We start from the raw sequence: 18993 nt of genomic DNA on the forward strand, positions 1-18993 counted from the left end.
AGGGCGCAGGCGTGGGAGCGGGCTTGCCCCGCGATAAGGGCCGGCACTGCCAACAGCAATCTTCCAGCTGAATGTTCGACAGACCCGCCAGCAGCCGAGGTTGATCGGCTATGCTTGCGCAGCGCAGGAGCGAGGAACCGGCTCGGGACACATGGATATCAAGTTCACCAATCGCCTGTCATACAAGCAAGCCCGGTTGACAGTCCTGGTCGGCTTCATCCTGGGAACATTGCTCAGTCTCATCCAGATCGGCATCGATTATGCCAGCGAAGACGCGTCCATCAACCGCGAAGTGCAGGCATTGCTGCAAATCAGCCACAATCCGGCCTCGCGCATCGCCTATAACATCGATGCCGAGCTTGCCCAGGAGCTGACGGGCGGGCTGCTGCAATCGCCAGCGGTGATCCGCGCGCGCTTGATCGACAACAACGACACGGTGCTGGCAGACGTCCAGCGCCCGCGCCTGGAAGACCGCTACCGGCCACTGAGCGACTTTCTCTTCGGCGAATTTCGTCAGTTCCAGGATCGCCTGTACCTGGCGCACATGCCCCACGAATACCTCGGTACCTTGTACCTGGATGTCGACACCTACACCTTCGGCAGCCGCTTCCTCGACCGCGCCGGGGTCACCCTGTTCAATGGCTTTGCCCGCAGCCTGGTGCTGACCGGGATCCTGCTGGCACTGTTCTACATGATGCTGACCAAACCGCTGGTCACGGTGATCGCCGCGCTGAGCAACAGCGACCCGCGCCAGCCACAGCAGACCCGCCTGGACTGCCCGCATGGCCATGAGCTCGACGAAATTGGCGTGCTGGTGAAAGTGGCCAACCAACAGTTCGTCAGCATGGCCACTGAAATCCAGCAACGGCGCGCTGCGGAAAACCGCCTGACGCAGTACCTCAACGAACTGGAAAACATCGTCTCGGCGCGCACCAACGAACTCAAGTCCAGCAACGACCGGCTCAGCCAGACCAATCAGGACCTGGAAGAGGCGCGCCGCCGCGCCCTGGAAATGGCCCAGGCACGGGCGGCGTTCCTGGCCAACATGAGCCACGAGATCCGCACCCCGCTCAACGGCATGCTGGGCATGATCGCGCTGGCCCTGGACAGCCCGCTGGCGGCCGAGCAGCGCCAACAGCTGTCGATAGCCCACGACTCGGGCAAGGTGCTGGTGGAACTGCTCAACGATATCCTCGATCTGTCCAAGTTCGACGCCGGCCAGCTGGAGCTCGAGCGGATTGCCTTCGACATGGGAGCGATGGTCGAAGACACCGCCAACCTGCTGTCGCAGAACGCCGCGAGCAGTGTCGAGCTGACTTGCCTGATCGCTCCAGACTTCCCCAGTACGGTGCTGGGCGACCCGACCCGAGTACGGCAGATCGTCAGCAACCTGCTGTCCAACGCGCTCAAGTTCACCCGCTTTGGCCGGGTCGATGTGCGCCTGATGCCTATCGTCGGAGGCGTACGCCTGGAGGTCAGCGATACCGGCATCGGCATCCCCGAAGAAGCCCAGGTGCGCATTTTCCAGCCCTTCACCCAGGCCGGCGCTGGCATCACCCGCCAATATGGCGGCACCGGCCTTGGCCTGGCGCTGACCCGCAACCTGTGCAAGGCCATGCAGGGGCACTTGCACATTCATTCGCAAACCGGCTTTGGCAGCCGCTTCAGTGCCGACCTGCCGCTACCGACCCACACCGAGGCGATTGCGCCGGCGCCGCTGCGCGGCCAGGTGGTGGCGCTGAGCAAGCCTGGCAGTGGCCTGTCCGAGCTATTGTCCGGGCTGTTGCCTGGCTGGGGCCTGGCCTTCACCCGGCTGGACGATGCCGCTGAACTCCCTCACAGCGCCCTGGATCTGCTGATCACCGATGACGTGGAGCATCTGCTGGATCTGCGCCCTGCGGTCACGGCGCCAATTCTGTTGGTAACCGCCTACGGCAACTTCCTCCCCGGCGAAGAGGCCCAGCGCCTGGCGCCACTGGTGCAACTGGCGCGGCCATTGGCGCGCAATGCGCTGTATCAGACGTTGCGGCGAATGCTTCAGGGGGGCGCGCCAGATGCCCCACTGCCACACGAATTCCCCAAGCTGCACGAGCGCCGGGCGCGTATCCTGCTGGTGGAGGACAACCCGGTCAACCAGCTGGTGGCCAAGGGCATGCTGGGCAAGCTCGGCTGCGATGTACTGCTCGCCACCCAAGGCGCGCAAGCCTTGGAGGTGCTGGAGCAGGAAGACGTCGACATGGTGCTGATGGACTGCAACATGCCGATCATGGACGGCTATGAAGCCAGCCGGCGAATTCGCCAGAGCGGTCGTTGGCCGCAGCTGCCAATCGTCGCCCTGACCGCCAATGCCATGCCCGAGGAGCGCGAACGCTGCCGCGCGGCGGGCATGGATGACTACCTGGCCAAACCGTTTCGCCGCGAAGAACTACTGGCACTGATCGAGCACTGGGTGCCGGTCAGCGGTTGAGCAGCGGTTCGATGGCGGCCTTGAGTGCTTCAGGCTTGGTCGCTGGAGCAAAGCGGGTGACCTTGCCGCTGACCGGGTCGAGCAGGAACTTGGTGAAATTCCACTTGATCTTCTGCGTGCCCAGCAGGCCAGGGGCGCGTTTTTTCAGCTCGACGAACAGCGGGTGGGCGCCGGGGCCGTTGACCTCGATCTTGCGCATCAACGGGAAGCTCACGCCAAAGCGCGTTTCGCAGAACGTGGCGATCTCGCGCGCATCCCCGGGTTCCTGCTTGCCGAACTGGTTGCAGGGGAACCCGACGATCACCAGGCCACGCTCGCGGTAGTCCTGCCACAGCTGCTCCAGGCCTTTGTACTGCGGGGTGAAGCCGCATTGGCTGGCAGTGTTCACCACCAGCACAGCCTTGCCCTGGAAATCGCCCAGCAGCTTGTGCTCGCCGGTCAGGGTAACGCAGGGAATATCCAGCAACGAGTCAGCCATTGGCGCTCTCCGGTCAGTCACGCGGTTTGAAATCCAGGCACACCGAGTTGATGCAATAGCGCAGCCCGGTCGGTGGCGGGCCATCAGGGAAGACATGCCCCAGGTGGGCATCGCACTGGGCGCAGGTGACCTCGGTGCGAATCATGCCGTGGGAGGTATCGCGAATCTCGATCATCGCGCTCTGCGCGATCGGCTCATAGAAGCTTGGCCAGCCACAGCCGGAATCGAACTTGGCCTGCGCATCGAACAGCGCCAGGTCGCAGCAGATGCAATGGTAGACGCCAGCGCGCTTCTCGCTGTTGTACTTGCCACTGAAGGGCCGCTCGGTGCCCTTCAGACGACAGACCTGATACTGCGCAGGGTCGAGCATCTCGCGCCATTCTTCCAGGGTTTTGTCGATCTTTTGCATGTAGGAACCTCGGCAGGCTGAATTTCACGCCGCGCCGTCTTTTCCAGGGCGCGGGTGGCACGTATATTAGTTGGCTTCGTGTGCCAGGCCTCAAGTCTGGCACCCGCGCCACGCCCTTTCAAACCTTTCGACGGCGGCGCGTGCGACTTCTCAATCGGGATCACATCATGCAGTTCAGTAAATCGAACAAGCTCGCCAATGTCTGCTACGACATTCGCGGCCCAGTGCTCAAGCACGCCAAACGCCTGGAAGAGGAAGGCCACCGCATCCTCAAGCTGAACATCGGCAACCCGGCGCCGTTTGGCTTCGAGGCGCCGGACGAGATCCTCCAGGACGTGATCCGAAACCTGCCGACCGCCCAGGGCTACAGCGACTCCAAGGGCCTGTTCAGCGCGCGCAAGGCCGTCATGCAGTACTGCCAGCAAAAAGAAATCGAGGGCGTGACCATCGAGGACATCTACCTCGGCAACGGCGTCTCCGAGCTGATCGTGATGTCGATGCAGGCCCTGCTCAACAATGGCGACGAGGTGCTGATCCCGGCGCCTGACTACCCACTGTGGACCGCTGCGGTGAGCCTGGCGGGCGGCAAGCCGGTGCACTACCTGTGCGATGAGCAGGCCGACTGGTTCCCTGACCTTGAAGACATCAAGGCCAAGATCACCCCCAATACCAAGGCGCTGGTGATCATCAACCCGAACAACCCAACGGGCGCTGTGTACTCCAAGGAGCTGCTGCTGGGCATGCTCGAGCTGGCTCGCCAGCACAACCTGGTGGTGTTCTCCGACGAGATCTACGACAAGATCCTCTACGACGAAGCCGTGCACATCAGCACCGCCTCGCTGGCGCCTGACCTGCTCTGCCTGACCTTCAATGGCTTGTCCAAGTCGTACCGGGTGGCGGGCTTTCGCTCCGGCTGGCTGATCATCTCCGGGCCCAAGCACCACGCCCAGAGCTACATCGAAGGCATCGACATGCTGGCCAACATGCGTCTGTGCGCCAACGTGCCGGCCCAGCACGCGATCCAGACCGCCCTGGGCGGCTACCAGAGCATCAATGACCTGGTGCTGCCGCCTGGCCGCCTGCTGGAGCAGCGTAACCGCACTTATGAACTGCTCAATGCCATCCCCGGGGTGAGCTGCGTCAAGCCGATGGGCGCGCTGTATGCCTTCCCGCGGATCGATCCGAAGGTGTGCCCGATCCTCAATGACGAGAAGTTCGCGCTGGACTTGCTGCTGTCGGAGAAGCTGCTGATCGTTCAAGGCACCGCGTTCAACTGGCCGTGGCCGGATCACTTCCGCGTGGTGACCTTACCGCGGGTGGATGACCTGGAGCAGGCGATTGGGCGGATTGGCAACTTCTTGCGTACCTATCAGCAGTAATGAGCTTGGGGCCGCTTTGCGGCCCATCGCAGGCGAGCCAGCTCCTACAGGGTTAGCGCAGATCTTCAGGCCCGGCGCTAACCCTGGCTTGCCTGCGATGGGCTGCAAAGCAGCCCCATTCAATGCTTATCTAACGCCGCGAATCTTCTTACATCCTGCAACGCTCTATCCCACAAGCCGGTCAGTTTCCTCTGCCATACTCCGCGCTACACAGTTTGAAATAGTCGACCGGTTGAATCGACGCCACCTCCCCCTTATATACCCCGCAGTACGCAACATTTTTATCCGTCAGGAGAACGTAACAACCATGATGCGCATCTTGTTGTTTGTAGCCACCAACCTTGCGGTGGTGCTGGTTGCAAGCATTACCCTGAGCCTGTTTGGCTTCAATGGGTTCATGGCGGCCAACGGGGTTGATCTCGACCTCAGTCAGCTGCTGGTGTTCTGCGCCGTGTTCGGCTTCGCCGGCTCGCTGATCTCGCTGTTCATCTCCAAGTGGATGGCGAAGATGAGCACCGGCACGCAAATCATCACCCAGCCGCGCACCCGCCACGAGCAGTGGCTGCTGCAAACGGTCGAGGAGCTGTCGCGCGAAGCCGGCATCAAGATGCCCGAAGTGGGTATCTTCCCGGCTTACGAGGCCAACGCCTTCGCCACCGGCTGGAACCGTAACGACGCGCTGGTGGCAGTGTCCCAAGGCCTGCTGGAGCGCTTCTCGCCCGATGAAGTGCGCGCGGTACTGGCTCACGAAATCGGCCACGTGGCCAACGGCGACATGGTCACCCTGGCGCTGGTGCAAGGCGTGGTGAACACCTTCGTGATGTTCTTTGCACGCATCATCGGCAACTTCGTCGACAAGGTGATCTTCAAGAACGAAGAAGGCCAAGGCATCGCCTACTACGTGGCGACCATCGTCGCCGAGCTGATCCTGGGCATCCTGGCCAGCATGATCGTCATGTGGTTCTCGCGTCGCCGCGAGTACCGTGCCGACGAAGCCGGCGCCCAGCTGGCCGGCACCGCCGCAATGATCGGCGCGCTGCAGCGCCTGCGCGTAGAGCAAGGCATGCCGGTACACATGCCCGACACCCTCAAGGCGTTTGGCATCAACGGCGGCCTCAAGCAAGGCCTGGCGGGCCTGCTGATGAGCCACCCGCCGCTGGAAGAGCGTATCGAGGCGCTGCGTCGCCGCGGTTGATCCTCCACCAGCAATTAGAAAGGGCGACTTCGGTCGCCCTTTTTTGTGGCTCAGTGGTGTAGCCGATAAACCCGCTCGAACAGGCTCGTCACCCCAGCCTGCTGAAACTTCGGGCTCTGCCCGATAATCTGCTCTTGCTGCACCTGCTCGACCTGCCAGCCCCGCAGGCCAGCGCGCACCTCTCTATCGGCCACCGAAAACGGCGGCCCGTCCACACGCGCCTGCTCGTAGTCGAGTGTCACCAGCACGCCCCGACAGCCTGCTGGTAGCAGTTCAGACAGCAGCGCCATGTAGCGATGGCGCATTTCCTGGGGCAAGGCGATCAGCGCAGCACGGTCATAAAGGCCTGTGCAATCGGCAACATCGCCAGGCTGCAAGGCAAAGAAGTCGCCACACCAGAGTTCCACCTCAGCACTGCGCCAGACTTCGAAGGCGCCCTGTTGCGACACCTGCGCCTGCAAGCCATGTTCAGCGAAGAAGTCCTCTACCGCCCGCCGCGACAATTCCACGCCCAACACCCGATAGCCTTGGGCGGCAAGCCAGATCAAATCCAGGCTCTTGCCACACAACGGCACCAGTACCCGACTGCCCGGCGCTAGCTCAGCGAGCGGCCAGTGCGCTTGCAGATAGGGGTTGACCTGAGCCTGGTGAAAGCCAATCTGGTTGTCTGCCCATTTTTTGTGCCAGAACGCCGGCTGCATGTTCGCTCCCGATTTTTCGATAGTTCGCCGTGAAAACTTATATTGGATCTCGATCTTCAACTGATCGAAGATGGCTGCATCTTAACTGTCAGGACCCCGCCATGCTGCCCAGCCTGTTCATTTCCCATGGATCGCCCATGCTCGCCCTGCAACCTGGCGCCAGTGGTCCGGCCTTGGCGGCACTGGCCAACGCCCTGCCCCGGCCGAAAGCGATCGTGGTGGTCTCGGCGCACTGGGAGAGCCGTGAGCTGCTGGTAATGAGTAACCCGCAGCCGCACACCTGGCACGACTTCCACGGTTTCCCCCCGGCGCTGTACGCAGTGCAATACCCAGCGCCAGGCGAACCTGAGCTGGCCCGCAAGATCAGCGCGCAATTGACCGCTGCGGGCCTGCCGGCGCTTTTGGATGAGCAACGACCGTTCGATCATGGTGCCTGGGTGCCGCTGTCGCTGATGTATCGCAATGCGGGCATCCCGGTCGTGCAGGTTTCTCTGCCCAGCCAGGGCGGGCCTCGCTTGCAATTGGAGGTGGGCCAGGCCCTGGAGTCGCTGCGCCATGAAGGTATTCTGCTGATCGGCTCGGGCAGCATCACGCACAACCTGGGCGAGTTGGACTGGCACGCCGGGCCCGATGCGATCGAGCCTTGGGCACTGGCGTTTCGTGATTGGGTGGTCGACAGGCTCAAGCAAGACGACCGCCCTACCCTGCTCGACTACCGCCAGCAGGCGCCGCATGCGCTACGCAATCATCCCAGTGATGAGCATTTGCTGCCGCTGTTCTTTGCCCTGGGCGCCGGCGACAGGTTTGGCGTGGTGCACCAAGGATTTACCCTCGGCGCGCTGGGAATGGATATCTATCGGTTCGACTGACGCCGTACTGACCGTGAAAAATGTCTGGCTCCAGGCAAAAAAAATCCCCGACCTAGGCCGGGGATTTTTTCATTGCGCCAGGATCAATCCTCGCGGTAGCGGCGCAGCTTGAGCTGCTTACCGGCTACGCGGGTGTCCTTGAGTTTGGTCAGCAGACGCTCCAGACCATCCTCCGGCAGCTCGACCAGGCTGAAGCTGTCGCGCACCTGGATGCGGCCGATAGCGTCGCGGGCCAGGCCGCCTTCGTTGAGGATCGCACCCAACAGGTTCTTGGCGGCGATGCCGTCACGGGCACCCAGGGCGGTACGGCAACGCACACGGCCTTCAGCCAGTGGCATTGGCGCGCGACGCTCGCGGTCACCACGGTCGCTACGCTCGCCACGATCGCTGCGCTCACCGCGCTCGGCACGCTCACCACGTGGGCCGCTAGTCGGCACCAGTGGCTGCTCGCGCTCAACCGAAGCCAGGTCCAGCGGCTGGCCATTGGTGGCCTTGCGCAGCAGGGCCGAGGCCAGGGCACGTGGCGTGCATTCCAGCGAAGCGGTCAGACGGTCGAACAGGTCGCCATGGCTGGCTTCTGCTTCGGCCACCAGCGGCGCCAGGCTTGCGGTCAATTTCTTGATCCGCGCATCCAGTACAGCTTGTGGGCCAGGCAGGCGGGCTTCAGCAACCTTCTGACCGGTTACACGCTCGATGACCTGCAGCATGCGGCGCTCACGCGGGGTGACCAGCAGCAGTGCACGGCCTTCGCGACCCGCACGGCCAGTACGGCCGATACGGTGCACGTAGGACTCTGGGTCGTACGGCATGTCGACGTTGAACACGTGGGTGATACGCGGTACGTCCAGACCACGGGCAGCGACGTCGGTGGCGACGACGATGTCCAGGCGGCCATCCTTGAGCGAGTCGATCACGCGCTCACGCTGGTTCTGGGCGATGTCGCCGTTCAGCGCGGCAGCCTTGTAGCCTTTGGCTTCCAGGGCAGCGGCCAGGTCCAGGGTGGCTTGCTTGGTACGCACGAAGGCGATCAAGGCATCGAACTCTTCGACTTCCAGCAGACGCAGCACAGCCGGGATCTTCTGGTCGGCGTGGACCATCAGGTGCGCCTGGTCGATCGCGGTAACGGTCTGGGTCTTGCTCTGGATCTTGACGTGCTTCGGCTCGCGCAGGTGACGCTCGGCGATGCTGCGGATCGATGACGGCAGGGTCGCCGAGAACAGCACGGTCTGGCGCGTGGCCGGAATGGCGTCGAAGATCACTTCGAGGTCATCCATGAAGCCCAGCTTGAGCATCTCGTCGGCTTCGTCCAGTACCAGGTACTGAACGGTCGACAGGACTTTCTCGTCACGACGCAGGTGGTCGCACAGACGGCCTGGGGTAGCTACGACGATTTGCGCGCCGTTGCGAATGGCACGCAGCTGTGGGCCCATTGGGGCACCACCGTAGACAGCTACTACGTTAACGCCTGGCGTTTGCTTGGCGTAGGTTTCGAAAGCGGTTGCAACTTGCAGCGCCAACTCACGGGTTGGCGCCAGGATCAGGGCTTGCGGTTCGCGCTTGCTCACATCGATACGATTGAGGATCGGCAGAGCGAAGGCAGCGGTTTTACCGGTGCCGGTCTGCGCCTGGCCGATCATGTCATGACCGTCGAGGATGATCGGAATCGATTGTTGCTGAATGGCGGACGGCTCTTCGTAGCCGGTGGCCAGTACGGCAGCAACAATGTTCGGGTTAAGTCCGAGAGCGGCGAATCCGCCGGTTTCCTGGGTCATGGGTCTGCCTCTATGTGCATCCGCAAAGACCCATGCTCCAAAGCTGCACATGCCTTGAAAGACCCGAGGGTCACCCAGGCAGCTTTGGCGGCGGGGATTTGCGAAAACGATTGAAAAAGAAAAACTTGGGAAGGTCCGCCTAGCGGACGTGCAGCCGAAGCTGGACTCGGAGGATTTGCACCACCTGATTTTGCGGCCCGCTAAAAGACCGGCGCGTACTATACCTGAAATCGTTTCGGGCAGTTAGATTTTTTTCGGGAATAGCGGCCAGTATGCAGCCATCATCGGATAATGGCTGAATCGTTTCCCCTTCAGGTTGTGGTGCTTTCTTCGCGGGCAAGCCCGCTCCCACAGTGATCGTGGTGTTTCAAAGCCAACATCAGGTCGCTGGCCGCACCTCTTTGATCAGGTACTCAAGGCTGTATCCCAACTGCGGCGCCAGTGCCTCGGCCCGCCCGCGCAGTTGTTCGATATCCAGCTGCTGCTCAAGCTCGGCCGGCACGAACAGGATCACGTTGCCCTCCTTGACCGGCAGCTCCCAGTAATGGCGGTGATACAACCCGCGCAACAGCGCCGCGCCCAGCGGCTTGCCGTCATCGCCGGCCCATTGGTTGATCACCAGCCAACCGCCGGGGTTGAGCTGCTTCTGGCAGTTTTCCAGAAAGCCCCAGGCCAGGTGCCCGACACCCGGACCATGGTCGGTATACAGGTCAACGAAGATCAGGTCGGCCTTCTCCGCACTCGCCAGCAGCTCGAGCGCATCGCCCACCCGCACGTACAGGCGCGGATCGTCATCCAGGCCCAGATACTCCATGGCCAGGCGCGGCACATCCGGGCGCAGTTCGATGGCCTCGACATCTTCCAACGGCAGAAACTTCAGGCAGGCCTGGGTCAGGGTGCCGGCACCCAGCCCAAGAAACAGCGCACTCTCCGGCTGTGGATGGCACAACGCGCCCAGCAGCATCGCGCGGGTGTAGTCGTACTCCAGCCAGCTGGGGTCGGCAGTGAACACGCAGCTCTGCTCGATGGCATCGCCGAACTCAAGAAAACGGTAGTCCTCGACTTCGTAGACGCTGACAACGCCAAAGGCATCCTCGACCCGCGCCAGCAGCCGCTCTTCCCGCTCGTTGGACATTGCCACTCCCGCCTGACCTGCGCACAAAACCGCCATTGTCCGTCAATGCCCCCGGTGCAACAAGCGGCTCGCCAGCTGATACCATGACAGACAGCCCATAACAGACCATACCGAGCCCGTGATGAAGCAACCGTGGAGCCCTGAAAGCTGGCGCGACCTGCCGATCCAGCAGCAACCAACCTACCCAGACGCTGCGCACCTGCTCAAGGTCGAGCAGACCCTGGCCAGCTACCCACCCTTGGTTTTCGCGGGCGAGGCGCGGGAGTTGCGCCGACAGTTTGCCGAGGTCACCCAGGGCCGCGCATTCCTGCTCCAAGGCGGTGATTGCGCCGAGAGCTTCGCCGAGTTCTCCGCGGCGAAAATCCGCGACACCTTCAAGGTGTTGCTGCAGATGGCCATCGTCATGACCTTCGCCGCCGGTTGCCCGGTGGTGAAAGTCGGGCGCATGGCCGGTCAGTTCGCCAAGCCTCGCTCGGCGGGCGATGAAACCATCGGCCAAGTGACCCTGCCGGCCTATCGCGGCGATATCGTCAACGGTATCGGTTTCGACGAGCCCAGCCGCATCCCCGACCCTGAGCGCCTGCTGCAGGCCTACCACCAGGCCACCGCCAGCCTCAACTTGCTGCGCGCCTTCGCCCAGGGTGGTTTCGCCGACTTGCACCAGGTACACAAGTGGAACCTGGATTTCATCGCCAACTCCGCCCTGGCCGAGAAGTATCACCAGCTGGCCGACCGTATCGACGAGACCCTGGCGTTCATGCGCGCCTGTGGCCTGGACAGCGCGCCGCAACTGCGTGAAACCAGCTTCTTCACCGCCCACGAAGCGCTGCTGCTCAATTACGAAGAAGCTTTCGTGCGCCGCGACAGCCTGACCGGCGATTTCTACGATTGCTCGGCGCACATGCTGTGGATCGGCGACCGCACGCGCCAGCTTGACGGCGCCCATGTGGAGTTCCTGCGCGGGGTGCATAACCCGATTGGCGTCAAGGTCGGGCCAAGCATGAAGCCTGAGGAGTTGATCCGCCTGATCGATACGCTCAACCCGGACAACGACCCAGGGCGCCTGAACCTGATCGTGCGGATGGGCGCAGGCAAGGTTGGCGATCACCTGCCAGGGCTGATTCGCAGCGTCGAGCGCGAGGGGCGCAAGGTGCTGTGGAGCTCCGACCCGATGCATGGCAATACCATCAAGGCCAGCAGCGGCTACAAGACCCGCGACTTCGCCCAGATCCTCGATGAGGTCAAGCAGTTCTTCCAGGTGCATCAGGCCGAAGGCTCTTATGCGGGCGGGATTCACATCGAGATGACCGGGCAGAACGTCACCGAGTGCATTGGTGGGGCGCGGCCGATTACCGAGGATGGGCTGTCGGATCGCTACCACACCCATTGCGATCCGCGGCTCAATGCTGATCAGTCGCTGGAGCTGGCGTTCTTGATTGCCGAGACGCTGAAGCAGGTGCGCCGCTGAGCTAAGGCCTGGCAATCATCTTTGTAGCGATTGTTCGGCCCTCATCGCGGGTGCAGGCGCGGGCTTGCCCCGCGACGAGGCCGATACTGACACTTACTTACGCAGCGGATCATCCCAGAACGGCCGCTCGGCCTCGCGCTGGATATCCGCCCGGCTCAACCCCAGATCGGCAAGCGTCGCATCACTTAGCCCGGCCAGCTCCTGGCGCTGACGATACAGCTGATGCCACCGCGCCAACCGGTGCCCCACCTCATGCAGCAGGTGGCCGACAGAAAAGACAGGTTGCTGGGTAACGCTGACATGACCTTTCATCGTGAAGCCCTCCGTGTTGATGGCTTCAGTCTCGCGCCAGGCATACGATCAATCCAACGAATGTTTCTGATGCCATGCATCTCGGAGATTGATGCAATGTCCCAGTACCAGAGCCTCGATTCGGACGTCCTACGCACCTTCGTCGCCATCGCCGAGCAAGGCGGCTTCACCCGCGCAGGCGAAGTGGTCAACCGCACCCAGTCGGCGGTCAGCATGCAGATGAAGCGCTTGGAGGAAGACATCCTCCAGCGCCAGCTGTTCGAGCGCGACGGCCGCCAGGTGCGCCTGACCGCCGAAGGCCAGGTGCTGCTTGGCTATGCCCGGCGCATCCTCAAGTTGCATGGCGAAGTGTTCAACACCTTGCGCATGCCGCACATGGTCGGGGTGGTGCGCATCGGCACGCCTGACGACTACGCCATGCGCTTTCTGCCGAGCATCCTTTCAAGCTTCGCCCAGGCCTATCCGCTGATTCAGGTCGAGGTGCATTGCGACTCGTCGAAACAACTGATGCTGCGCCAAGACCTGGACCTGACCATCGTCACCCGCGAGCCGGGTAATGAGATAGGCCAGCTGCTGCGCCAGGAGCGTTTGGTCTGGGCCGCAGCGCAGGGCTTTTGTCCGCAGGAGCAGCGGCCGATGCCGTTGGCGCTGTTCAACACCGATTGTTTCTGCCGGGCCTGGACCTGCAATGCGCTGGAGAGCCAGGGCATCGATTATCGCATCGCCTATACCAGCCCCAGCCTTGCGGCAATTTTTGCCATTGTCACGGCCGGCCTGGCGGTGACGGCGCAGTTGCAGAGCCTGGTCGGCGGCAACATCCGCATTCTCGGTGAAGCCGACGGCCTGCCCCAGCTGCCGCTGGCCAATGTGATGTTGCTGCGCAATGCGCAGACTCAGTCGCCGATCACTGATTGCATGGCTGACTACATCACCGAAGGGTTTGCGGTGTAGTACCACCCTATCGCGGGGCGCAATCCATTTCTCGCGTGGGAGCGGGCTTGCCCCGCGATAGGGCATGCACGGACAGCACAATCCATCCTCAGAGCTCGTAGGCCAGCATCACCGCGCACACCACCAAGAACACGCAGAACATCGTGCGCAGGACTTTTTCCGGCAGGGCATGCGCCAACTTCACCCCCCAGCTGATGCTCAACAACCCGCCGACCGCCAACGGAACGCCCACCTGCCAGACCACACTCTGGTGCAGCCCATAGGTCAGCAGCGTGACCATGGTGCTGGGCGCCGCCAGTGCCAGCGACAGCCCCTGCGCGACCACCTGGGTAGTACCGAACACACTGGTCAGAATCGGCGTCGCCACCACGGCCCCACCTACGCCGAACAGCCCGCCCATGGTTCCGGCAAAGCTGCCCAGCACCCCAAGCCAGGGCCAGGCATAGCGCAACTCGCTGCTCGGCGGGCTAACGCGCATGAACATCCGGGCAACGTTCCACACCGCCAACGCCACCAGGAAGCCGACAAAACCCAGGCGCATCGAGTGAGCGTCGATCCCCACCGCCCAGACCGAGCCCAACCAGGCAAACAGCAAGCTGCACAACGATAACGGCAGCGCATGGCGCAGTTCGATGCGGTTGCGCTGGTGGTAGCGCCACAGCGCCAGCAACACGTTCGGCACCACCATCACCAGCGCGGTGCCTTGGGCCAGTTGCTGATCCAGGCCAAACAACACGCCGAGGGCCGGAATGGCGATCAAGCCGCCGCCAATCCCGAACAAACCACCCACGGTGCCTAGTGCGGCGCCCAACACGATATACATCAACCACTCGATCATCAGGGCCTCATCCGCCGGTTACACGATGCGCGCATGCTACCCACACTATGCTAGCGGGGAAACGCACAGCAACGCACAATGGCTATGCGTAACTCGCATAAGCAGACCAAGCATGAGCCCCGATACCCTTACCGAACAATTGAGCCTGTTCCTGGATGTGCTGGAGTCCGGCAGCTTTTCCGCGGCCGCCCGCCGCCATCCGCTGACCCCCTCAGCGGTGGCGCGGCGCATCGACAACCTGGAAAGCGCCGTAGGCAGCCGGCTGTTCGTACGCAGTACCCACGCGGTGCGCGCGACCCCGGCTGGCAAGGCTTTCGCCGAACGCGCCCGGCGCATCGTTGAAGAATTACGCCTGGCACGCGCCGAGGCGGTATCGCTGAGCAACGCCCCGGAAGGTTTGATCCGTATCGATGCCCCAGCAGCATTTGGCCGGCGCCACCTGGCCCCAGCGATCGCCGACTTCCTTGTGGCCTACCCGGGCCTGGACGTGCAACTGCGGCTGATCGACAGCTTCGTCGACCTGCATGGCAGCCACTTAGGCGAAGTCGACCTGGTACTGCGGGCAGGCCCGCTGGCCGATACGCGCCTGGTCGCCACGCCGTTGGCCTACATGGTGCGCATTGCCTGCGCCAGCCCCGGTTATCTGGCCAACCGCGGCGTACCGGCCTGTCCCAGCGAACTGCCAGAACACGATGGCTTGGACTGGGACGGCCTGGCGCCGCCGTTCGCCTGGCGCTTCGCCGTGGACGGCCAGACCCGGCTGTATCGCCCGGCACGCATGCGCATGTCGGCCAACAACGCCGAAACCCTGTTGTTCGGCGCGCTCGCCGGCCTAGGCATCGCGCACCTGCCAACCTGGCTGATCAGCGACTACCTGCTGCGCGGTGAACTGCTGCCGCTGTTCTGCCAAAACGGCTTGCCCCAGCCGGAAACCAGTGGCGTCTATGCACTACGCCTGGAACATGAAACGAACTCTCGCAGTCGATTGCTGCTCGAATTTCTCAAGAGCCGCTTCAGCCCGGTTCCACCTTGGGATCTGGCCTTGCGCAGTGGATTACGCTGGTCATGAGCGCGCTAACCATCAGCGTGCTAAATTTTCACCAGAATTAATTCAAGGACCTGCATGAACGCCGACACTAAAGCCCCTTGCACCGAGCTGCTGCTGGACAACCAGGTCTGCTTCGCCCTGCACTCCACCTCGTTGCTGATGACCAAGGTCTACAAGCCCTTGCTGCAGGCCCTGGGCCTGACCTACCCGCAGTATTTGGCGATGCTCGTGTTGTGGGAGCAGGACGGCCTGACCGTGGGTGAAATCAGCCAGCGCCTGCTCACCGACCCCGGCTCACTGACCCCGCTGCTCAAGCGCCTGGAAAGTGAAGGTCTGCTCAAGCGCACCCGCAGCCGCGAGGATGAACGGGTGGTGCTGGTGCAACTCACCGATAAGGGTCGCACCCTGCAGGACGAGGCCCAGCGCGTCCCGCAGTGCATCCTGCAAGCCAGCGGGCTGAGCCTGGAGCGCCTGCAACAGCTGCAAACCGACTTGCTGGAGCTGCGCGCCAGCCTGCAAAAGAGCCTCTGAGGACTATGCTGTGAAATGGCCGTTCGGATGAACGGTGGAAGATTTATCTTGCGCACTAAATAATTGCGCGCTAATTTAATCCCACACCCACTCAGCGCCACGGCGCACAGCACACAAGCGAGGCTCAAGATGCAAAAGGTCACTCCCCTGTACATCGCCCAGGCAACCTCCACCGGTGGTCGCGATGGCACTTCCCGCTCCAGCGACGGCAAGCTGGAAGTCAAGCTGAGCACCCCCAAAGAGCTGGGTGGCGCAGGCGGTGAAGGCACCAACCCCGAGCAAATGTTCGCCGCTGGCTATTCGGCCTGCTTTATCGGCGCACTGAAGTTCGTGGCCGGGCAAGAGAAGAAACAACTGCCGGCCGATGCCTCGATCACTGCCAAGGTTGGCATTGGCCAAATCCCAGGTGGCTTTGGCTTGGATATCGATCTGGAGATCAACCTGCCTGGCCTGCAACAGGCTGAAGCTGAAGGCCTGGTAGAAAAGGCGCACAAGGTTTGCCCGTATTCCAACGCCACCCGTGGCAATGTAGATGTGCGGCTGCATGTGACTGTGTGAAAGAGCAGCCCCACACTATTTCAGGCACAAAAAAACCCGGCCAAGGCCGGGTTTTTTTGCGGGTCGCAAGAAGTTAGGCCTTCTTGGAGCGGCCCTTGAAGCTGTTGTCGCGGGTGTCGATGTCGATCCACTCGTCGATCTGGATGAAGTCGGCAACCTGAATCTCGGTACCGTTCTTCAGCTTGGCAGGCTTCATGACCTTGCCGGAGGTATCGCCACGCGCAGCGTTCTCGGTGTAGACAACCTGACGGCTGATGGTGGTCGGCAGCTCAACCGAAACCAGGCGCTCTTCGAAGAACACAGCTTCGCAGACGTCTTCCATGCCTTCTTCGATGTACGGCAGAACGGCCTCGATGTCTTCGGCGTTCAGTTCGTACATGGTGTAGTCGGTGGTGTCCATGAAGGTGTACTGGTCACCGTTGATGAACGACAGGGTGGCTTCTTTGCGATCCAGGATCACGTCGTCCAGCTTGTCGTCGGCACCGTAGACGGTTTCAGTCTTGTAGCCGGTCAGCAGGTTCTTCAGCTTGGTCTTCATGATCGCGCTGTTACGGCCCGATTTGGTGAATTCAGCTTTCTGAACCAACCACGGATCGTTGTCGATGCGCAGAACGGTACCAGGTTTGATTTCTTTACCAGTTTTCATTGCGAAGTATCCGAATCTGGATGGATTTATAAAAATCGAGGCCGCGTATCATAGCGAATTTCGGTAAAAGTGTACTAGCGCCGTGGCAAGGTCCGGCCGAGTGGCCTGTTCTGCGGCCCAGTCACGGGCATGTTGGCGCAGCTGCGGCCAGTGCGGTTGCAGCGCTTGCCAGGCCTGGGCCATGTCTTGATCCATGTTCCAGGCGCGCCACAAACCGCTCAGAGCTCCTGCGGCAGCGTCCGACAGGCCGCGACGATAATGGCCAAGAAACGCTTCGAGTTTTTCCCAGTGGGCGTTTTCTTCCTGCACATAGATGTGCCAGAGCATCGGCGCTCCCGCCCACTGCGCACGGACGAATGAATCCTCGCCGCGCACGGCGTTGAAGTCGCACGCCCAGAGCAACTTATCGTAGTCGTCCTGGCTGACGAAAGGCAGCACCTGCACCGTCAGGGCGCCACGCTGGTGGATCGCCCCAACCGGCAAGTGCGCCTCGCCCAACCAGCAAGCGAGATCGGCCAGCACCCGCCCTTGCGGCACCAGCAAATGGCTGGGCTGTTGATCTGCCGCCAGCACATCGAGCCAATTGGCCAACTGCGGGTTTTCGTAGGCGAACAGGGAGATCAATCGGGCCGACGCTTCAAGCTGCACGCCAAGCCCCTGAAGAAACCTCGCCCGCTCGCCAGGCGTTTGCTGGAAGGCGTCGCGGCGCGCCAGCAGCGAGGCTTCGCGCAGCAGGCCCCCGGTGTTTGCGGTAAACCCTGGGAAGAAGAACATCTTGCGCAGGCCGTTGGCCTGAGGCGACGGCAGGCCATGGCAGCCCTCCACCCAATCTTCCGCACTCAGATAGTCAAGGTTCAACCATAGCGGCGGCGTGGCTTGCGCGCGCATCGCCTCGACATAGGCCGCCGGCAATACGCAGGCAAAGGCCCCAACCACTACCTGCGCCGGGGCAGCGCCCTGCCAGTCAGCCGGCCAATGGCGCACATCAACGCCCTGCTGGTATTGCTGCTCGGCGTTGGCGTCGGCCTCTGGGCACAGGCGGACGAAGGCCTTCAGGTCATCGACCCACAAGCGCACCGCCAGGTCATGCTCGGCCACCAACTGGCGCGCCAGGCGCCAGGTCACGCCAATATCGCCGTAGTTGTCGACGACCGTGCAGAAAATGTCCCAAGTGGTTTTCATGCCCACTTCCCTCGCCGCGCGGAAAAACCGCCGATTGTGCGGATAAATGCTTGCTGACAAAAGCTCTGCCGCTGAATAATTCTCGCCCCCCATGCGACAATGCCGGCATGACCCGCCCTGCCAGGAGGCCGCCATGTATCGCCGCCGCGAACTGAAGATTACCCTCAAGCCCGTGCAATTGATCCTCTGCGTGGCCTTCGGCCTGTGGCTGGGCGCCGTCGCCATTGGCCTGAGCCTGTGGCTGGCATTGCGCTGGTGGCCTGAACAGGTGACGCCAGTCGCCCAGGCGGTGGCGCCAGCAATCGTCGCACCTACCCCGTCACCGGCACAGCCCGCCGATGCCCAGGCGCAGATGTTCGAGCGGTACAAGGACATCCTCCACCAGCAAGAGGCCCAGCAGGCCGCTGATGCCGCCCAAGGCAACCCGCGCAACCTGAACAACCCCAAGTGTCAGTTCTGGCTGCAACAAAACCGCACCGCCCCAACCGACAAGAGCCAGGCCAACGTGCTGGAGTTCTGCTACTGACCATGAACAAGACCACCCTGCTCGCGCGCATCGTGCAAACCCTGGAAGACGACGTCGAAGTGCTGCGCCGCGCCGCCCAGACCGCCTATGAAACGGCCACGGCCGAAGAGAACATTGCCGAGAACAAGTACGACACCTTGGGCCTTGAGGCTTCGTACCTGGCCACCGGGCAAGCGCGGCGCACCGCCGAGATTCGCCAGGCGTTGCTGACGTATCAGCAGTTGATCATGCGTGACTATGATCCGGCGCGGGGCATTCAGATCAGCAACCTGGTAACTCTGGAAGATGAGCAGGGTCACCAGAGGATGCTGTTTCTTGGGCCGCAAGGGGCTGGGCTGAAGATCGGCGAGGGCGAGCAGGTGGTTACCGTGATTACGCCGCGCTCTCCGCTGGGGCAGTTGTTGATCGGCAAGCGGGTTGATGATGAGGTGAGTTTGCAGGTGGCTGGGGTGGCGCAGGTGTCGATTGTGATCGATGTCGTCTGACCTGGCCTGATCGCGGGGCAAGCCCGCTCCCGCAAGATCGGCA

General features: G+C 62.3%; 18 protein-coding genes and 2 pseudogenes. 11 read left to right on the forward strand and 9 right to left on the reverse strand.

Going from position 1 to position 18993, the window contains the following annotated elements:
* Positions 1 to 110 precede the first annotated feature (110 nt).
* Positions 111 to 2467 (forward strand): annotated as a pseudogene (locus ACF8K2_RS02380) (response regulator).
* Here the strand turns inward: ACF8K2_RS02380 and ACF8K2_RS02385 are convergent.
* Together ACF8K2_RS02385 and msrB are read right to left on the reverse strand one after the other, a co-directional pair.
* Complete coding sequence (locus ACF8K2_RS02385) at positions 2457 to 2945, reverse strand: glutathione peroxidase (protein ID WP_368972876.1); 489 nt, start codon at positions 2943 to 2945, stop codon at positions 2457 to 2459. The pseudogene ACF8K2_RS02380 and the gene ACF8K2_RS02385 sit on opposite strands and share 11 nt — an antisense overlap.
* Before the next feature lie 13 nt (positions 2946 to 2958).
* Positions 2959 to 3354: a peptide-methionine (R)-S-oxide reductase MsrB gene (gene msrB, locus ACF8K2_RS02390; RefSeq protein WP_186557663.1), complete on the reverse strand. Its 396-nt coding sequence runs from the start codon at positions 3352 to 3354 to the stop codon at positions 2959 to 2961.
* Between the two features lie 167 nt (positions 3355 to 3521).
* On the opposite strand from msrB, the gene ACF8K2_RS02395 reads away from it, so the two are divergent.
* On the forward strand, positions 3522 to 4733 hold the full coding sequence (locus tag ACF8K2_RS02395; protein ID WP_186557662.1) for a pyridoxal phosphate-dependent aminotransferase: 1212 nt from the start codon (positions 3522 to 3524) through the stop codon (positions 4731 to 4733).
* A gap of 307 nt (positions 4734 to 5040) precedes the next feature.
* Positions 5041 to 5928 (forward strand): protease HtpX, encoded by an 888-nt coding sequence (gene htpX, locus ACF8K2_RS02400; protein ID WP_186557661.1) that lies wholly within the window; start codon positions 5041 to 5043, stop codon positions 5926 to 5928.
* A gap of 50 nt (positions 5929 to 5978) precedes the next feature.
* Here the strand turns inward: htpX and ACF8K2_RS02405 are convergent, their stop codons facing one another.
* Positions 5979 to 6629: a thiopurine S-methyltransferase gene (locus ACF8K2_RS02405; protein WP_392463311.1), complete on the reverse strand. Its 651-nt coding sequence runs from the start codon at positions 6627 to 6629 to the stop codon at positions 5979 to 5981.
* Between the two features lie 101 nt (positions 6630 to 6730).
* Here ACF8K2_RS02405 and ACF8K2_RS02410 point away from each other — a divergent pair, with 101 nt between their 5' ends.
* Positions 6731 to 7498, forward strand: coding sequence for a DODA-type extradiol aromatic ring-opening family dioxygenase (locus ACF8K2_RS02410; RefSeq protein WP_392463312.1), 768 nt, complete (start codon positions 6731 to 6733; stop codon positions 7496 to 7498).
* Between the two features lie 83 nt (positions 7499 to 7581).
* Here the strand turns inward: ACF8K2_RS02410 and ACF8K2_RS02415 are convergent.
* Both ACF8K2_RS02415 and ACF8K2_RS02420 read right to left on the reverse strand, forming a co-directional pair.
* Positions 7582 to 9304 (reverse strand): annotated as a pseudogene (locus ACF8K2_RS02415) (DEAD/DEAH box helicase).
* 345 nt (positions 9305 to 9649) lie between these two features.
* Positions 9650 to 10405 carry a spermidine synthase gene (locus tag ACF8K2_RS02420; protein WP_392463313.1) on the reverse strand — a complete coding sequence of 252 codons (756 nt, stop codon included), beginning with the start codon at positions 10403 to 10405 and terminating at the stop codon, positions 9650 to 9652.
* A gap of 121 nt (positions 10406 to 10526) precedes the next feature.
* On the opposite strand from ACF8K2_RS02420, the gene ACF8K2_RS02425 reads away from it, so the two are divergent.
* The gene (locus ACF8K2_RS02425) at positions 10527 to 11873 is read left to right on the forward strand and encodes a class II 3-deoxy-7-phosphoheptulonate synthase (protein WP_312151520.1); all 1347 of its coding nucleotides are present in this window, start codon (positions 10527 to 10529) and stop codon (positions 11871 to 11873) included.
* A gap of 93 nt (positions 11874 to 11966) precedes the next feature.
* On the opposite strand, the gene ACF8K2_RS02430 is transcribed toward ACF8K2_RS02425, so the two are convergent.
* A complete protein-coding gene (locus tag ACF8K2_RS02430; RefSeq protein ID WP_186557655.1) occupies positions 11967 to 12185 on the reverse strand; it encodes a DUF1127 domain-containing protein in 219 nt (72 codons plus the stop codon).
* Between the two features lie 96 nt (positions 12186 to 12281).
* On the opposite strand from ACF8K2_RS02430, the gene ACF8K2_RS02435 reads away from it, so the two are divergent.
* Complete coding sequence (locus ACF8K2_RS02435) at positions 12282 to 13136, forward strand: LysR substrate-binding domain-containing protein (RefSeq protein ID WP_186557654.1); 855 nt, start codon at positions 12282 to 12284, stop codon at positions 13134 to 13136.
* 88 nt (positions 13137 to 13224) lie between these two features.
* On the opposite strand, the gene ACF8K2_RS02440 is transcribed toward ACF8K2_RS02435, so the two are convergent.
* Positions 13225 to 13974, reverse strand: a complete 750-nt coding sequence (locus ACF8K2_RS02440; protein WP_392463314.1) for a sulfite exporter TauE/SafE family protein — start codon at positions 13972 to 13974, stop codon at positions 13225 to 13227.
* 112 nt (positions 13975 to 14086) lie between these two features.
* On the opposite strand from ACF8K2_RS02440, the gene ACF8K2_RS02445 reads away from it, so the two are divergent.
* The 3 genes from ACF8K2_RS02445 (at position 14087) to ACF8K2_RS02455 (ending at position 16111) form a co-directional block, all read left to right on the forward strand.
* On the forward strand, positions 14087 to 15043 hold the full coding sequence (locus ACF8K2_RS02445) for a LysR family transcriptional regulator (RefSeq protein WP_392463316.1): 957 nt from the start codon (positions 14087 to 14089) through the stop codon (positions 15041 to 15043).
* Positions 15044 to 15097: 54 nt separating this feature from the next.
* The gene (locus ACF8K2_RS02450) at positions 15098 to 15553 is read left to right on the forward strand and encodes a MarR family winged helix-turn-helix transcriptional regulator (RefSeq protein WP_392463317.1); all 456 of its coding nucleotides are present in this window, start codon (positions 15098 to 15100) and stop codon (positions 15551 to 15553) included.
* A 129-nt stretch (positions 15554 to 15682) separates the two neighbouring features.
* On the forward strand, positions 15683 to 16111 hold the full coding sequence (locus tag ACF8K2_RS02455) for an organic hydroperoxide resistance protein (protein WP_392463318.1): 429 nt from the start codon (positions 15683 to 15685) through the stop codon (positions 16109 to 16111).
* A 73-nt stretch (positions 16112 to 16184) separates the two neighbouring features.
* Here ACF8K2_RS02455 and efp read toward each other — a convergent pair whose 3' ends face one another.
* Together efp and earP are read right to left on the reverse strand one after the other, a co-directional pair.
* Positions 16185 to 16757: an elongation factor P gene (gene efp, locus ACF8K2_RS02460; RefSeq protein ID WP_264237137.1), complete on the reverse strand. Its 573-nt coding sequence runs from the start codon at positions 16755 to 16757 to the stop codon at positions 16185 to 16187.
* 48 nt (positions 16758 to 16805) lie between these two features.
* Positions 16806 to 17939 (reverse strand): elongation factor P maturation arginine rhamnosyltransferase EarP, encoded by a 1134-nt coding sequence (gene earP / locus ACF8K2_RS02465; RefSeq protein ID WP_392463319.1) that lies wholly within the window; start codon positions 17937 to 17939, stop codon positions 16806 to 16808.
* 133 nt (positions 17940 to 18072) lie between these two features.
* On the opposite strand from earP, the gene ACF8K2_RS02470 reads away from it, so the two are divergent.
* Both ACF8K2_RS02470 and ACF8K2_RS02475 read left to right on the forward strand, forming a co-directional pair.
* Positions 18073 to 18465: a hypothetical protein gene (locus tag ACF8K2_RS02470; RefSeq protein WP_392463320.1), complete on the forward strand. Its 393-nt coding sequence runs from the start codon at positions 18073 to 18075 to the stop codon at positions 18463 to 18465.
* Positions 18466 to 18467: 2 nt separating this feature from the next.
* Entirely contained in the window at positions 18468 to 18950 is a 483-nt protein-coding gene (locus tag ACF8K2_RS02475) for a GreA/GreB family elongation factor (protein WP_186557646.1), read from the forward strand.
* Positions 18951 to 18993: the final 43 nt, after the last annotated feature.

Source organism: Pseudomonas sp. xss_2, assembly GCF_043104195.1.
Lineage (GTDB): Bacteria > Pseudomonadota > Gammaproteobacteria > Pseudomonadales > Pseudomonadaceae > Aquipseudomonas > Aquipseudomonas urmiensis.

What these genes read in the sequence shown, in the direction of transcription:
- ACF8K2_RS02385 (WP_368972876.1), bottom strand. Translation starts at nt 2,945, where the DNA reads ATGGCTGACTCGTTGCTGGATATTCCCTGCGTTACCCTGACCGGCGAG.
- msrB (WP_186557663.1), bottom strand. Translation starts at nt 3,354, where the DNA reads ATGCAAAAGATCGACAAAACCCTGGAAGAATGGCGCGAGATGCTCGAC.
- ACF8K2_RS02395 (WP_186557662.1), top strand. Translation starts at nt 3,522, where the DNA reads ATGCAGTTCAGTAAATCGAACAAGCTCGCCAATGTCTGCTACGACATT.
- htpX (WP_186557661.1), top strand. Translation starts at nt 5,041, where the DNA reads ATGATGCGCATCTTGTTGTTTGTAGCCACCAACCTTGCGGTGGTGCTG.
- ACF8K2_RS02405 (WP_392463311.1), bottom strand. Translation starts at nt 6,629, where the DNA reads ATGCAGCCGGCGTTCTGGCACAAAAAATGGGCAGACAACCAGATTGGC.
- ACF8K2_RS02410 (WP_392463312.1), top strand. Translation starts at nt 6,731, where the DNA reads ATGCTGCCCAGCCTGTTCATTTCCCATGGATCGCCCATGCTCGCCCTG.
- ACF8K2_RS02420 (WP_392463313.1), bottom strand. Translation starts at nt 10,405, where the DNA reads ATGTCCAACGAGCGGGAAGAGCGGCTGCTGGCGCGGGTCGAGGATGCC.
- ACF8K2_RS02425 (WP_312151520.1), top strand. Translation starts at nt 10,527, where the DNA reads ATGAAGCAACCGTGGAGCCCTGAAAGCTGGCGCGACCTGCCGATCCAG.
- ACF8K2_RS02430 (WP_186557655.1), bottom strand. Translation starts at nt 12,185, where the DNA reads ATGAAAGGTCATGTCAGCGTTACCCAGCAACCTGTCTTTTCTGTCGGC.
- ACF8K2_RS02435 (WP_186557654.1), top strand. Translation starts at nt 12,282, where the DNA reads ATGTCCCAGTACCAGAGCCTCGATTCGGACGTCCTACGCACCTTCGTC.
- ACF8K2_RS02440 (WP_392463314.1), bottom strand. Translation starts at nt 13,974, where the DNA reads ATGATCGAGTGGTTGATGTATATCGTGTTGGGCGCCGCACTAGGCACC.
- ACF8K2_RS02445 (WP_392463316.1), top strand. Translation starts at nt 14,087, where the DNA reads ATGAGCCCCGATACCCTTACCGAACAATTGAGCCTGTTCCTGGATGTG.
- ACF8K2_RS02450 (WP_392463317.1), top strand. Translation starts at nt 15,098, where the DNA reads ATGAACGCCGACACTAAAGCCCCTTGCACCGAGCTGCTGCTGGACAAC.
- ACF8K2_RS02455 (WP_392463318.1), top strand. Translation starts at nt 15,683, where the DNA reads ATGCAAAAGGTCACTCCCCTGTACATCGCCCAGGCAACCTCCACCGGT.
- efp (WP_264237137.1), bottom strand. Translation starts at nt 16,757, where the DNA reads ATGAAAACTGGTAAAGAAATCAAACCTGGTACCGTTCTGCGCATCGAC.
- earP (WP_392463319.1), bottom strand. Translation starts at nt 17,939, where the DNA reads ATGAAAACCACTTGGGACATTTTCTGCACGGTCGTCGACAACTACGGC.
- ACF8K2_RS02470 (WP_392463320.1), top strand. Translation starts at nt 18,073, where the DNA reads ATGTATCGCCGCCGCGAACTGAAGATTACCCTCAAGCCCGTGCAATTG.
- ACF8K2_RS02475 (WP_186557646.1), top strand. Translation starts at nt 18,468, where the DNA reads ATGAACAAGACCACCCTGCTCGCGCGCATCGTGCAAACCCTGGAAGAC.